This window comes from Paenibacillus sp. JDR-2, from assembly GCF_000023585.1.
In the GTDB taxonomy this organism is placed as follows: Bacteria; Bacillota; Bacilli; order Paenibacillales; family Paenibacillaceae; genus Pristimantibacillus.
In genome coordinates, this window is record NC_012914.1 from 4,382,756 (window position 1) to 4,395,389 (window position 12,634).

A 12,634-nucleotide genomic window follows, 5' to 3' on the forward strand; every position below is an offset into this window, starting at 1 on the left:
ATTCCAAAAAATACAATTTAACAATCGGTAATCTGTTGTATTGCGAGGTGATTGTTCTGCCTAACCAACCATTCGTCAGCTTTGTTGTTCTTGCTTACAACCATCTGGAGATAACAAAACGTTGTATTGACAGCCTTCTCCTACATACTCCGTTAGAAGATAATGAATTGATTCTTGTCAATAATGGTTCTTCTGACGGCACACAAGCTTATTTTGATTCCATCCCGGGCGCCAGACCCGTCCATCTCTCTCGAAATGTCGGTCCGGTCAACGGGTTTAATGTTGGGATGAACGCTGCGCAAGGAAAGTATATCGCATTAATCAGCAACGATATGATTCTAACCTCTGGCTGGCTTCCGAATCTGATCTCTTGTATCGAGTCGGATCCGCGGATCGGATTTGTCTCGCCCGGAGCCAACTATGTAAGCAACTTTCAGCAGATCAACCTCCCCTTTCACACGCTAGAGGAAATGCAGCTTCAGGCGAAGGCGTATAACGTATCCCACCCGGACAAATGGGAAGAGCGAATTCGGTTAATGCCCGTTATCCTCTTCTCCCTGACCGAACGGCTCCGCGAGATCGGGGGTTACGACTCCCGCTTCTACTTCGGGGAGTTTGGAGACGATGATATCAGTTACCGGTACCGCAGAGCCGGCTACAAGCTTGTCTACGCGGGCGATACGTTTATTTTTCATCACGGCTCGGTTACAACCGGCATTGACCAACAGCAAAACAACTCCCTTCAGGTCAGCAGACAAATTTTCTACAATAAATACGGAATTGATTCCTGGGCGGAAGGGCTGCCGAATATGAAGCTCGTAGACGCCGTAAGAAGCCGATGGTCACCTAAGGAATCGGTCTCCATACTCGCCGTTAACTGCTGTATTGGCGCCACGCCTCTCGCCGTCAAAACTTTTTTGAAGCAGCAAGGCGCCCGCGACGTCCGGCTTACCAGCTTATCGGATCAAGAGAAGTATTTGGTTGACCTGCGGACAGTCTCCGACCGGACCTTCTATTATGAAACGATCAGCGATATCAAGCAGCTGCTTGGCGGCGAGCAATTCGACTATCTCATATTTGAGCATGGCTATCCCGAATTTCTCCGCTCCTTCGACGGATTGACCCGTTATTTGCTGCCTTCGGGGCAACTCATCACGTAACTTAATCGCAGCAGCTACTGAACGATATCTGCCATAAGGAGGTTGCCCTCGTGAAAGCTGTAATCCTGGCCGGCGGACTCGGAAGCCGCTTATCCGAAGAAACGATATCCAGGCCTAAACCGATGGTCGAGATCGGCGGCAAGCCGATTTTATGGCATATCATGAAGATTTATTCGCAATACGGGATTCACGACTTTATCATTGCGGCCGGCTACAAATCCTACGTGATTAAGGAATATTTCATGAATTATTACCTTCATCAATCCGATGTCCACTTTGATCTTTCCGATAACCGGGTGACGCTAATGAATTCGAAAGCAGAGCCATGGAAAATAACCGTTGTGGATACAGGCGAGCAGGTTATGACAGGCGGACGGTTGAAGCGGCTGGCTCCCTATATCGGCGATGAGTCCTTCTGTTTCACTTATGGAGACGGAGTTGGCGACATCCAAATTAACGAGCTGCTTGCCCTTCACCGCAGCAAGGGCAAGCTGGCCACCGTAACCGCAGTGAACCCCGGAATGCGTTACGGCATTCTGGAGATTGAGGATCAGAAGGCTGTCACTTTTAAGGAAAAGCCCCATAACGATAAGCATTGGATTAACGGCGGATTTTTCGTGCTGGAGCCAAAGGTCATTGAGTTGATCCGCAGCGATGAGACCGTCTGGGAGCATGGACCTCTGGAGTCCCTCGCTTCGTTTGGAGAGTTATCCGTCTACCAGCATCAAGGATTCTGGCATTCGATGGATACGCTCAGGGACAAGAACGAGCTCAATGAGTTATGGAATAAAGGAAATGCACCTTGGAAGGTGTGGAAATAATGGACGCGTTCTGGCATGGAAAAAAAGTGCTCGTCACCGGCCATACCGGGTTTAAAGGGAGCTGGCTGTGCGCGGTATTGAAGCACCGGGGAGCCGAAGTCATCGGCTATTCCCTCCCCGCTTCCGCGGTACCTCATATGGCGGAATGTTTAAAACTTGATATGACTTCATTAACAGGCGACATCACCAATCTGACCGCGATGTCGGAGACGTTATCCGTCCATCAGCCTGATATCGTCTTTCACCTTGCCGCCCAAGCGCTTGTCCGAGACAGCTATCGCGACCCGCTTGGGACCTTTTTGACCAATGCTTACGGTACAGCCGTCCTTCTGGAAGCTATAAAGAATTCCCCCGCATCCACTGCTAAAGTCATCATTAACATTACAACCGACAAGGTTTACGAAAACAAAGAATCGGCAGACGGCTATTCGGAAAACGATCCGTTAGGCGGGTATGATCCTTACAGCGCAAGCAAAGCCTGCTCGGAGCTGATTACCGGAAGTTACCGCGATGCCTTTCTCGCTCCGCTTGGCAAACGTATCGCAACCGCCCGGGCGGGTAATGTGATCGGCGGTGGGGATTGGGCAGCCAACCGTATCGTTCCTGATCTGATTCGGAGCATGACTTCCGGTGAGCTGCCGGTTCTTCGGAATCCTGCTGCCGTACGCCCCTGGCAGCATGTGCTGGAACCCATTTACGGCTATATCCTTCTTGCGGAGAAACTTTGGGCGGATGAGCAATATGGGGGGGCATGGAATTTCGGACAGACAATCGACCAAGGCATAACGGTTGGCGAACTAGCCGCCCGTCTTCTCCGACGATGGGGAAATCTTCCGGAGCTGGCGTATGACACCGGCAAGCAGCCCCATGAAACAAACACCCTTCTGCTCAATTCCGATAAAGCTTACCGAAGGCTAGGCTGGGGCTCCAGGCTAACCCTCGAAGAGACGCTCGCCTGGACAGCAGACTGGTACCGTGCCTTTTATGACGGAGAAGATGCGCATGCCTTTACTTTTGCGCAAATCAGCCAATACGAGCAATTGGAGGTGAACCGTCCTGGTTAATGCCCTATGCCGCTCCTGCCGCCATCCGCTGCAGCATTTGTTTGTTGATCTCCGCACCTCTCCTCTATCCAATAACTTTCTGCGGCCGGAGCAGTTAAACCAAGGAACCGCCTATTATCCGCTGCGCGTTTTTGTATGCGGGCACTGTCTTCTCGTTCAGCTGGAGCAGTTCGGGACGCCTCAAGAAATTTTTGAGGAATACGCCTATTTCAGCTCGTATTCTTCCAGCTGGCTTGCTCATGCCAAGCAATATGTAGACGCTATTATCCCCCGCCTGTCTTTAGACCGCTCATCCTCTGTTATAGAGATCGCGAGCAACGACGGCTATTTATTGCAGTATTTCATACCGTACAACATTCCGGTCCTAGGTATTGAGCCGGCCAAAAATATCGCAAAGCAAGCGGAAGCAAAAGGCATCCCTACGGTATCGGAGTTTTTTACATTGGCTTTCGCCAAACAGCTTGCCCGGGAACGGGGGAGCGCTGATCTCATCATCGGTAACAATGTACTCGCCCATGTTCCGGAACTACGGGACTTTGTGTCGGGCCTCAAGGAGCTGCTGTCCCCTGCCGGTACCCTTACCCTGGAGTTTCCGCATTTGCTGAAGCTAATGGAAGACAATCAGTTCGATACGATCTATCATGAGCACTTCTCTTATTTATCGCTGCTAAGCGTCTCCCGTCTGTTTGAGCGTCTCGGATTAACGGTCTATGACGTTGAGGAGTATCCGACGCATGGCGGTTCACTACGCGTATTTGCCAGACATTCCGAGTATGCGAAGCTGACGGTAACCCCGCGTGTGGAGAAGGTACTATTAGAAGAAATCGCATATGGCCTGCAGGATGTGAAGACGTATTTCCGTTTTCCCGCGCAAGTCAAAGCTGTTAAAGAAGGTATATACCGCTTTCTGTTCCAGGCTTCCCGCGAGAACAAACGGGTTGTTGCTTACGGGGCCCCCGCAAAAGGCAATACGCTGCTCAATTATCTCGGCGTTGGCACCGATTATATCGATTACGCCGTGGACAAAAATCCGTACAAACAAGGCTTGTATATGCCCGGAAGCCGGATCCCGGTCTATTCTCCCGACCGTATCATGGAAACAAAGCCGGAGTACATTGTCATTCTGCCTTGGAATCTGAAAGACGAGATTGAGAAGGAACTCCAATATACGCGTGAATGGGGTGCCAAGCTGGTCGTCTGTATTCCCAAGCTCGAAATTTATTGAGGAAGGATGAAGTCATATGCTGTTTCAAAACACATCGCTGGCAGGTGTTTATTTAATCGAACCGGAGCCGATATCCGATAACCGCGGATTTTTCGCCCGGGCCTTTTGCCGCAATCAGTTCAAGGAACGGGGGCTTGAAGAGAACTTCCAGCAATGGAGTATTTCGAGCAATATCCATAAAGGAACGATCCGCGGCATGCATTTTCAGAACCTGCCGTTTGCCGAAAACAAATTGATTCAATGCATACAGGGCAGCGTATACGATGTCGTGGTGGATATCCGAAAGGACTCAAAGACCTACAAGCAATGGGAAGCCTTCCGGCTTACCGGCGAAAATCATCATATGCTCTATATTCCCCCGGGATACGCCCATGGCTTCCAAACGCTGGAGCCTCACTCTACCCTCTACTACCATATGTCCGGCATTTATGATCCCTCCGTGCAGAATGGAGCGCGATATGACGACCCCGCCTTTCATATTAAATGGGTATACGACAATCCCGTCATAAGCGAGCGCGACGCCCATCTCGCGCCTTGGAGCGATGATTATGCACTTGATCTCTGATTCGGCAGCTATCTCTCCCTTATGCGATCTTGAAACCTCCGTCCGCGGCAGCAAGCTCATCATCGGCGACCATTCCAAGATTGACGCTTTTGTAAAAATAAAGTTTGCCGGCGGATCCGGCGATATTCAGCTGGGCCAACAGGTCCAGATTAACTCCGGTACCGTTATCTATTCCGGAAACGGAGTCAGAGTGGACGACAACGTGCTTGTTGCGGCCAACTGTACCTTTGCTTCTGTCAATCACGCTTACCTGGATCGGAACAGACTGATTCGGGAGCAAGGCTTTTTGCCGAGCAAAGGCGGGATCATCATCGAGGAAGATGTATGGATTGGCGCAAACTGCGTTATCCTGGACGGTACTCATATCGGAAAAGGAGCCGTGGTAGGTGCTAACTCGCTTGTACGCGGCAAGCTGGAGGCTTACGGCGTTTATGCGGGAAACCCGCTTCGGCTAAAGGGTGTCCGTTCATGACAAGCGACAACCTGGCGACCGTTATTGGCGCAAGCGGATTTGTAGGCTCGCATCTCGCGGCTAGGCTGCGAACGCTTGGTTTCGACGTTTTTTGCCCGGAAAAAGGAGCCCCGTCCGTATTCGACCGGCCTTTGGGACATGTTTTTTATTGCGCCGGCATTACATCGGACTTCCGTTCCCGCCCCTATGATGCGGTGGAAGCTCATACAGGTTATATCAGCCGGCTCCTGCAAGCGGCAGATTTTCGTTCTCTGCTCTATTTGTCTACAACCAGGCTTTATCATCAGGCGGAATCCACACGTGAGGAAGCTAATCTGAGCGTTAATTCCAATCAGCGCGAAGATATCTATGCGTTATCCAAGCTGCTTGGCGAATCTGTCTGCTTATGCTCAGGCCGATCAAATGTCCGTGTCGCCCGGCTGTCCAATGTGGTAGGCGACGACTTCCGCTCCGGCAATTTTATTTATTCCGTTATGAAGGATATCCTTGAACATGGCTCGGTTACATTGTTGTCAACGATGGATTCGGAGAAGGATTATATTCGGGTCGAGGATGCGGTCGAGGCTCTAATTCAAATCGCCTTGAGTGGAAAGCAATTTATCTATAATGTAGCAAGCGGAGTTAACCTGACTAACCAACAGCTGTTTGATGCTTGGTCCGAAGTGCGTTCCTTCGACCTGACCCTCTCTCCTGCCGCTGTTCGGCTTGTCTTTAAGCCTATCCAGATTACGCGGATGCAAGAAGAATTCGACTTCCGGCCGGCATCCTGCCTGACCGCTATTCAACGGCTCTTAACCGGAAGATCTGCAAAAACTTAGCAAAAATTCGTATGACTCTTCTCTATTTGGTGCAACAATACCAATATTGGACTCGTTATTATAGATGCTATAGCAAATTCCAAACAAGAGGAGAGTCGATGATGAAACTAAAAGCAGTTCTATTGTTAGCCATGTCCATGCTGCTTGTATTTACTCTGGGACAAACCGTATTCGCCTTCAGTGATACAAGCAAAGATCCGAATAAATCAAAGATTGAGTCCCTGGAAAAACAAGGCGTTATTAAAGGCGAAAAAGGCAATAAATTCAACTCCAACGGCAAGCTGACCTATGCTGCCGGCATTTCGATGATCGTCAAGGCTTTTGACCTTAATATCGACAACATTCGTTTCATTAAGAAACCCGAAGTTGCCGATTATTATCCGAATCTGAAGAACGGCTCATGGTATGCGGATGCGTTTATCATTGCCCAGTACAATGGCTTGGAAGTACCTAAGAACGTAAAAGCCAACGACGAAATGACACGCGAGCAGTTCGCCCATCATCTCTTCAAGGCGATTACGAAAAAAGGCGACTTCGCCTTTATCGAACTGTACATGACGGTTAACGACGAAAAGGATGTTAACAAGGATTATATGAACAGCATCCAAAAGCTGCTCATTTCCAAAATCGCAACGCTGGATAAGAAAAACAATTTCTATCCAAAACAAAAAATTACGCGCGGCGTAGCGGCTGGCTGGTTGTACGACGGTCTTGAATTCGTAAAGAAGACGCCAACTATTCCGGCAGAGCCGGCTCCGCAGCCGATTCAAGATCTTAAACTGACTGTAACTTCGGTGAACAAGGACATCAACAAAGTAACCGTGTCCGGTCAAGCGCCTCATCCTGGTTATGGACTTCGCGTTACATCGATCTCCTTCGTTGATGGTCAAGCGATTATCAAAGTAGAGACGGTTCAACCGGATCCGAACAAAATGTACCCGCAAGTGATTACTGAAGTTAGCGCAACCACTTATGTAGACGCGGCTTACAAGCCGGTTTTGGCTCCAGTTAATGCCGATACAGCCGTCAGCAGCTTGGCTTCGGCTAGCTAATATTGCTCCAATGAAAAGCCTCCCCACCATTACGACATGGACGGGGAGGCTTTTTTTTGCTTATTCATTTTCTTCCGGCTGCTCAGGCAGTTTCCAATCAATCTCCGTATAACCAAGGCTCCGCAAATACTCGTTCACTCTCGAGAACGGACGGCTGCCAAAAAAACCTTTCCTTGCCGCCAACGGGCTTGGATGCGCCGATGAGATAACCGGATGCTTACCAGTATCTATAAAGGCAGCTTTATCCTGGGCATGCTTGCCCCATAAAATAAAGACAACCGGTTCTTCCCGTTCATTCAGCTTGCGGATAATCCGGTCGGTGAACCGTTCCCAGCCCAGCTTCTGATGCGAATTGGGCTGCCCCTCTTCAACGGTCAAGACGGTATTGAGAAGCAATACCCCTTGCTTGGCCCACGACGCAAGAGAGCCATGCTGCGGAATCGGACAGCCGATATCCTGCTGCAGCTCTTTATAGATATTTCTCAAAGAAGGCGGTATAGCAATCCCCTCTTGTACCGAGAAGCTAAGCCCATGCGCCTGACCCGGGCCATGATAAGGATCCTGTCCGATAATGACAACTCTCGTCTGCTCATAAGGCGTAAACGAAAGCGCATTAAAAACATGCTCGGCCTTCGGGTATACGGTCTTTGTTTCATAAAGCTCACCAAGCTGCTCTTCCATCTGCTTGAAGTAAGGCTCGTCCATCTCACTGTGCAGCAGCTCTGCCCAGTCATTGTTCAGCTGAAAATCCATCTGTCTTCTCCCTTATTTCCGTCCGAAATCCGCGCGGATTTCTCCCCATTCTTCCGTATTCCATTTCACGACTTTATTGCCGTACGTATTATTGCGCAGCCAATCCAGCGCCCAATCGGCCAGCTCCCAAATCTGCTTGGTCGATGCGTTTCTTACGAGACTGGAAGCAATCTTCTTGTTCCTAAGCCAGCTCAACGCCGTTCTTGAGTCGCTGTAGACCGTTTGGTTACTTCCCTTTTTCTTGAGATAATCTAGTGCATGAACGACCGCAATAAACTCTCCAAGATTATTGGTCCCATTCGGAATAGGACCCACATAGAACAAGATATCGCCTGTTTGCGTATCCACGCCTTTATATTCTACCGGCCCCGGATTGCCCCGTGTGCCAACATCAACCGAGATGCTGTCATAATCAATCTCTTGTTCCTCTGCTGCCGCTGCAGCCGGCTTGGAGGCGTAAAAGGCAGGTTTCTTCTTTGCCGGCGAAGCGGCGGACGTTGCCGCCCCTTTCCCTTGGCCCCAATGGTTCTTCCAGCCTTCCTTGTACGCGGCCTCCGCCTTATCTTTGGATTCAAAAGATTTATATTTCGCTTCCGGATATCCGTTCACCTGAGCCTGACATTCCGGCCAACTCTTGTACACGCCCGGCTGCTTGCCGACCCAGACGACATAATGTTTGCTTCCCGCCATCCATGAACCACCTTTTCTTTCAACATTGTCTTCCTATTGTAATGGATTCGGGGATAATCATCCATACTCAAGCATACTCAAACTTAAGTAAAAACCCCTTTCAAGACCACGAGGTCAATCGAAAGGGGTTTATCTTATAATTCCTATGTAGTTCTGAAAAATGGTGCCGAGGACGGGAATCGAACCCGTACGGTGGTCACCCACCGCAGGATTTTAAGTCCTGTGCGTCTGCCAGTTCCGCCACCCCGGCATTTTGTCTTGATGCTTCAAATGGTGGGCCCTGAGGGACTCGAACCCACGACCAATCGGTTATGAGCCGACCGCTCTAACCAACTGAGCTAAGGGCCCTCGATAAACGTCAGAATCACGTTTCAGTCGAGTGGTTGGTTGCGGGGGCAGGATTTGAACCTGCGGCCTTCGGGTTATGAGCCCGACGAGCTACCGAGCTGCTCCACCCCGCGATATCCATTTGTTAAAGTCATCAAATTGAAATGGCGACATGAATTAATATACTATACTCCTATATGCAGAGTCAAGCATTTATTTCTCATCGAGGAAAAAAAATGAACTTTTTTTATTTGAACTTATCGCTGTGCCCTTCACAACATATGCTTAAACAAGAAAGCGTACGCCATAACGCCCTTTTCTCGACCGGAAAACCTCGATCTCCTGCGGGCATTCGTAGCCATACACCCACCAGTCATTTTCCATTCTTCTTACAAGACAGCCAGCCTGAAATTTGGTTTCGTATAACCGTACCCAATATATCCATTTCATAACGGATCCCTCCTCGCGATATATAATGCCCAAATTCGGTTAAATCAAGCAAATCGGGTATAATCAAAATACGAGCGGCAGCGCCGTCTTCAGGAGGAGCAGCATACGTTTCGCAAGTGAAAAATATGTACAGGATAAAGATAACCCGTAACTTTCTTATATTCGAATAAAGGAGCTGATGAGTATGCTTTACGGCATTGCGGTATTCCCTTCAAAAGCTGTACAGGACTTCGCCAACAGCTGGCGTATTCGACATGATCCGCATTATTCGATTATTCCGCCGCATATGACGGTCCGGGAAAAAGAAGAGCTCTCCGATGCGCAATTACCTACTATTACCGAGCATCTGGAAGCCATTGCTTCACAAACAAAGCCGTTTCAAGTCCGGTTCAACCGCGTTTCTTCCTTTTATCCAGCAAGTCATGTGCTTTATTTGGCGCTGGAGGACCCAACACCGATGATCCGGCTCCACGAAGCCGTCTGCAGCGGTCCGCTTCATGTTCCGTCACCAAACTTCGTCTACACCCCGCATGTGACGATTGGGCAAAATATGCCGCCTGATGAGCTCCACGATCTTTACGGCAATCTCCGGATGTCGTCCGTCGACCTGGCTGCAATGATTGACCAGCTGCATCTTCTGCGCAAGACGGCAAGCGGAGTATGGCATATTGATAAGAGCTTTGACCTCCAAGGATAAGGTTAGGAGTATGAATGCTCCGTTGCCTTTTGGTTATAAGAACAAAAAAAGCGGCTGGGCCAGAGCTAATCTGGGCACAGCCGCTTTTCTATATTAAATTTTAACCTGCCGGTACGGCTTCTACGGCCGTGTCGTCAAGCGGTCTCACGATTGGACCGCCGCCACCAACGCCTTCGCCGGTACCGCCGTTCGGATTCGTTTTAAGCTTCTCGAGGACGGCATTTCCTTTGGTCTCCCATTCCTGGAGCGCTTCCTTCGCCGATATATCCCCTTTGATGACCTTCTGGAACAATTCATAACCCGGAGATTGCGCTTCCCAGATGCCCGGTTTCTCGCGCTGCAGCTTCTCCGTATCGGTAGATTGCGGAGGAATCGGCTTCAGCGTCGTGAACGCATTGATGTTGTAGTTCATTCCGTCTTTTGGTTTCAAGAATTCTTTGCGCGCAACCAGCTCATACGAGCTGCGCGATTTCAGCTCCGCCCAATCCTTGCTGTTAGTAAACTGCACGAAATCCCAAGCGTCGTCAGGGTTTTGCGCTTTCGCGTTAATACCCATCAGTTGGCTGAAGTAGATATTGCCTCCGATGCCCGGTTTGGATGTTTGAGTCGGCATCGTAACGACATCCCAGTCGAACGGCGTGAAGTTCTTAATCTTCGAAGCATTGTTCATTGCGTTGCTGATCTCGTTAACGTAGCCGTATTCCGCGATTGTCATCGCAACTTTTCCGTTCAGGAACATATCGCTGCCAAGCGGATTGTAAGCGCCAGGATCGTCTGTCGAAATTTTTGTCTGCCAAGCGCTCATATCTTCTTGGCTAGGAGAAATTTTTTGCTTATAGAGATTAGCCACCGCATTCCATGCGGATTCCCATTGCTCGTTGTTTACAAGCATTTTCTCGCCCTTGTCATCCCACATTTTCAGCTGCAATGGAGCCGCATAGGTCTGAACATCGCTGAAGCCGTCGCCTGCCCAACGGTTAATGGAGAGGCCGAACTTGCGGTCCGCTCCTTCGCCGGTAGCTACGCGCGAGGCCAAGTTAATGACTTCATCCCATGTCATGTTGTCCGTTGGAAGATCGATGCCTTGATCAGCGAACAATTTCTTGTTGTAGTACAGAGCGGAAGAACTGAAAGTAGGCGTCAAAGCATAAATATTGCCGCTGTCGTCTGCCGATTTGATACCGTCGATAACGGTTGGCACATAGTCGGTCAGGTCAAATTTGCTCTTCTGGATAAGCGGATCCAGCTGTTGAAGCAAATTGTCCTGGATCAGACGGCGCAGCATGTTGTAATCCAGAATAACAACGTCAACCGGATTGTCGCCGGTCAGCATTTCTTTCATTTTCTCGAACGGATCCGGCTGTTTTGTGACGCCGTTTGGATCCGGAGTATCATATCGTTGATCGTTGTAATCAATCGCGCTTACGATTTCGAAATCGATGTTCTTGTGCATCATTTCATACGTATCGGTATATTGCTGGCGGACATACGCCTCATTATCCGTTCCCCCGTACAATACGCCAAGACGAAGCACATGCTTCTCAGCCGTGCTCTCGGAGCCTTTGCTGCAGGCTGCAAGCAGCGATGTTGACATAATTAACGATAAGGACAAAAAAGTAACTTTAGACGCCCATTTCCTCTTCATTTGGTTCCTAACCCCCCAGTGATTTCGGCGGTGTAATAATAATCCGCTCGCCGTCAAATTCCATCGATGCCTTGTCTTTAATGTTTAGTGCGCTCAAATATTCTTTTGGTACTTGCAGTCGGCCGACTCGATCCACGACAACATAAGCCTCATGAACGGCTTGAAGCCCCTTCTCCTCCTGCTGCTCCTCACCTCCACCGGGAATCATATTCGGATTGCGTTTCAGAAATTCCGTGCTCGTTAATCCGTCGCGGATGGCAACGACACGGTCCACCTTGCCGGCAAGCGTAAGATCGTGAGTAACAATTACAATCGTTACCCCAAGCTCCTTGTTGAGCTTTCGGAATATCCCCATAATGAGATCCGATGTTGCTGTATCTACGGAACCGGTAGGTTCATCGGCAAGCAAAAGCTTAGGACGGTTGCACAGCGAAATGGCGATTGCTACACGCTGCTGCTCGCCGCCGGAGAGCTGATGCAGCTTGTTATGCATCCTCTCCTTGAGACCAACCCATTCAAGCAGCTGCTTCGCATAAGCCCGGTCGACCTTGCCGGAAAGCATCATCGGCATTTCGACGTTTTCAAGGGCTGTCAGATACGGCAGCAGGTTTCGGGCATTATTTTGCCAGATAAAGCCGACGGTTTCGCGTTTGTATTTCACCAGGTCGTCTTCGGAAATTTTGAGCAGATCCCATGGACCGACTTGGACGGATCCGGCGGAAGGGCGGTCAAGCCCGCCCAATATATTCAGCAAGGTCGATTTGCCGCTGCCGCTGTTGCCGATAATAGCCATAAGCTCTCCGTCTTCGACCTTCAGGTTCAAGCCTTGCAGGGCGACGACCTCCAGATCGTCGCTTTTGTAAATTTTGACGAGTCCTTCGCAAGTAATCATGTT

Annotated in this window: 14 protein-coding genes and 3 tRNA genes; 9 read left to right on the top strand and 8 right to left on the bottom strand. The window is 49.7% G+C overall.

Annotation, left to right across the window (positions count from 1 at the left end; translation table 11 throughout):
* The first annotated feature begins 47 nt into the window (after positions 1–47).
* The 8 genes from PJDR2_RS19345 (at position 48) to PJDR2_RS19380 (ending at position 7,177) form a co-directional block, all read left to right on the top strand.
* Positions 48–1,160 carry a glycosyltransferase family 2 protein gene (locus PJDR2_RS19345; RefSeq protein WP_015845411.1) on the top strand — a complete coding sequence of 371 codons (1,113 nt, stop codon included), beginning with the start codon at positions 48–50 and terminating at the stop codon, positions 1,158–1,160.
* 50 nt (positions 1,161–1,210) lie between these two features.
* Positions 1,211–1,981 (top strand): glucose-1-phosphate cytidylyltransferase, encoded by a 771-nt coding sequence (gene rfbF / locus PJDR2_RS19350; RefSeq protein ID WP_015845412.1) that lies wholly within the window; start codon positions 1,211–1,213, stop codon positions 1,979–1,981.
* Positions 1,981–3,045 carry a CDP-glucose 4,6-dehydratase gene (gene rfbG, locus PJDR2_RS19355; protein ID WP_015845413.1) on the top strand — a complete coding sequence of 355 codons (1,065 nt, stop codon included), beginning with the start codon at positions 1,981–1,983 and terminating at the stop codon, positions 3,043–3,045. The genes rfbF and rfbG overlap by 1 nt, the downstream gene beginning before the upstream one ends.
* Complete coding sequence (locus PJDR2_RS19360) at positions 3,038–4,270, top strand: class I SAM-dependent methyltransferase (RefSeq protein ID WP_041613520.1); 1,233 nt, start codon at positions 3,038–3,040, stop codon at positions 4,268–4,270. The genes rfbG and PJDR2_RS19360 overlap by 8 nt, the downstream gene beginning before the upstream one ends.
* 16 nt (positions 4,271–4,286) lie before the next feature.
* Entirely contained in the window at positions 4,287–4,835 is a 549-nt protein-coding gene (gene rfbC / locus PJDR2_RS19365) for a dTDP-4-dehydrorhamnose 3,5-epimerase (protein ID WP_015845415.1), read from the top strand.
* Positions 4,819–5,307, top strand: a complete 489-nt coding sequence (locus PJDR2_RS19370; RefSeq protein ID WP_015845416.1) for an acyltransferase — start codon at positions 4,819–4,821, stop codon at positions 5,305–5,307. The genes rfbC and PJDR2_RS19370 overlap by 17 nt, the downstream gene beginning before the upstream one ends.
* Positions 5,304–6,125, top strand: coding sequence for an NAD-dependent epimerase/dehydratase family protein (locus PJDR2_RS19375; RefSeq protein ID WP_015845417.1), 822 nt, complete (start codon positions 5,304–5,306; stop codon positions 6,123–6,125). The genes PJDR2_RS19370 and PJDR2_RS19375 overlap by 4 nt, the downstream gene beginning before the upstream one ends.
* A 98-nt stretch (positions 6,126–6,223) precedes the next feature.
* Positions 6,224–7,177 carry a protease complex subunit PrcB family protein gene (locus PJDR2_RS19380; protein WP_015845418.1) on the top strand — a complete coding sequence of 318 codons (954 nt, stop codon included), beginning with the start codon at positions 6,224–6,226 and terminating at the stop codon, positions 7,175–7,177.
* A gap of 60 nt (positions 7,178–7,237) precedes the next feature.
* On the opposite strand, the gene PJDR2_RS19385 is transcribed toward PJDR2_RS19380, so the two are convergent.
* The 6 genes from PJDR2_RS19385 to PJDR2_RS33250 all read right to left on the bottom strand — a co-directional run bounded on the left by PJDR2_RS19385 (position 7,238) and on the right by PJDR2_RS33250 (position 9,397).
* A complete protein-coding gene (locus PJDR2_RS19385) occupies positions 7,238–7,930 on the bottom strand; it encodes a uracil-DNA glycosylase (protein WP_015845419.1) in 693 nt (230 codons plus the stop codon).
* Positions 7,931–7,942: 12 nt separating this feature from the next.
* The gene (gene rnhA / locus PJDR2_RS19390; protein ID WP_015845420.1) at positions 7,943–8,620 is read right to left on the bottom strand and encodes a ribonuclease H; all 678 of its coding nucleotides are present in this window, start codon (positions 8,618–8,620) and stop codon (positions 7,943–7,945) included.
* Positions 8,621–8,781: 161 nt separating this feature from the next.
* Positions 8,782–8,870: transfer RNA gene (locus tag PJDR2_RS19395), tRNA-Leu, on the bottom strand.
* A gap of 21 nt (positions 8,871–8,891) precedes the next feature.
* A tRNA-Ile gene (locus PJDR2_RS19400) sits at positions 8,892–8,968 on the bottom strand.
* Between the two features lie 36 nt (positions 8,969–9,004).
* Positions 9,005–9,081, bottom strand: a tRNA-Met gene (locus PJDR2_RS19405).
* Between the two features lie 151 nt (positions 9,082–9,232).
* Positions 9,233–9,397 carry a hypothetical protein gene (locus PJDR2_RS33250; protein WP_015845421.1) on the bottom strand — a complete coding sequence of 55 codons (165 nt, stop codon included), beginning with the start codon at positions 9,395–9,397 and terminating at the stop codon, positions 9,233–9,235.
* A 184-nt stretch (positions 9,398–9,581) separates the two neighbouring features.
* Here PJDR2_RS33250 and PJDR2_RS19410 point away from each other — a divergent pair, with 184 nt between their 5' ends.
* Positions 9,582–10,094 (top strand): YjcG family protein, encoded by a 513-nt coding sequence (locus tag PJDR2_RS19410; RefSeq protein ID WP_015845422.1) that lies wholly within the window; start codon positions 9,582–9,584, stop codon positions 10,092–10,094.
* Positions 10,095–10,194: 100 nt separating this feature from the next.
* On the opposite strand, the gene PJDR2_RS19415 is transcribed toward PJDR2_RS19410, so the two are convergent.
* Together PJDR2_RS19415 and PJDR2_RS19420 are read right to left on the bottom strand one after the other, a co-directional pair.
* Positions 10,195–11,739, bottom strand: a complete 1,545-nt coding sequence (locus tag PJDR2_RS19415; protein ID WP_015845423.1) for an ABC transporter substrate-binding protein — start codon at positions 11,737–11,739, stop codon at positions 10,195–10,197.
* 7 nt (positions 11,740–11,746) lie between these two features.
* A complete protein-coding gene (locus PJDR2_RS19420; RefSeq protein WP_015845424.1) occupies positions 11,747–12,631 on the bottom strand; it encodes an ABC transporter ATP-binding protein in 885 nt (294 codons plus the stop codon).
* Positions 12,632–12,634: the final 3 nt, after the last annotated feature.

What these genes read in the sequence shown, in the direction of transcription:
- rfbG (WP_015845413.1), top strand. Translation starts at nt 1,981, where the DNA reads ATGGACGCGTTCTGGCATGGAAAAAAAGTGCTCGTCACCGGCCATACC.
- rfbC (WP_015845415.1), top strand. Translation starts at nt 4,287, where the DNA reads ATGCTGTTTCAAAACACATCGCTGGCAGGTGTTTATTTAATCGAACCG.
- PJDR2_RS19370 (WP_015845416.1), top strand. Translation starts at nt 4,819, where the DNA reads ATGCACTTGATCTCTGATTCGGCAGCTATCTCTCCCTTATGCGATCTT.
- PJDR2_RS19375 (WP_015845417.1), top strand. Translation starts at nt 5,304, where the DNA reads ATGACAAGCGACAACCTGGCGACCGTTATTGGCGCAAGCGGATTTGTA.
- PJDR2_RS19380 (WP_015845418.1), top strand. Translation starts at nt 6,224, where the DNA reads ATGATGAAACTAAAAGCAGTTCTATTGTTAGCCATGTCCATGCTGCTT.
- PJDR2_RS19385 (WP_015845419.1), bottom strand. Translation starts at nt 7,930, where the DNA reads ATGGATTTTCAGCTGAACAATGACTGGGCAGAGCTGCTGCACAGTGAG.
- rnhA (WP_015845420.1), bottom strand. Translation starts at nt 8,620, where the DNA reads ATGGCGGGAAGCAAACATTATGTCGTCTGGGTCGGCAAGCAGCCGGGC.
- PJDR2_RS33250 (WP_015845421.1), bottom strand. Translation starts at nt 9,397, where the DNA reads ATGAAATGGATATATTGGGTACGGTTATACGAAACCAAATTTCAGGCT.
- PJDR2_RS19410 (WP_015845422.1), top strand. Translation starts at nt 9,582, where the DNA reads ATGCTTTACGGCATTGCGGTATTCCCTTCAAAAGCTGTACAGGACTTC.
- PJDR2_RS19415 (WP_015845423.1), bottom strand. Translation starts at nt 11,739, where the DNA reads ATGAAGAGGAAATGGGCGTCTAAAGTTACTTTTTTGTCCTTATCGTTA.
- PJDR2_RS19420 (WP_015845424.1), bottom strand. Translation starts at nt 12,631, where the DNA reads ATGATTACTTGCGAAGGACTCGTCAAAATTTACAAAAGCGACGATCTG.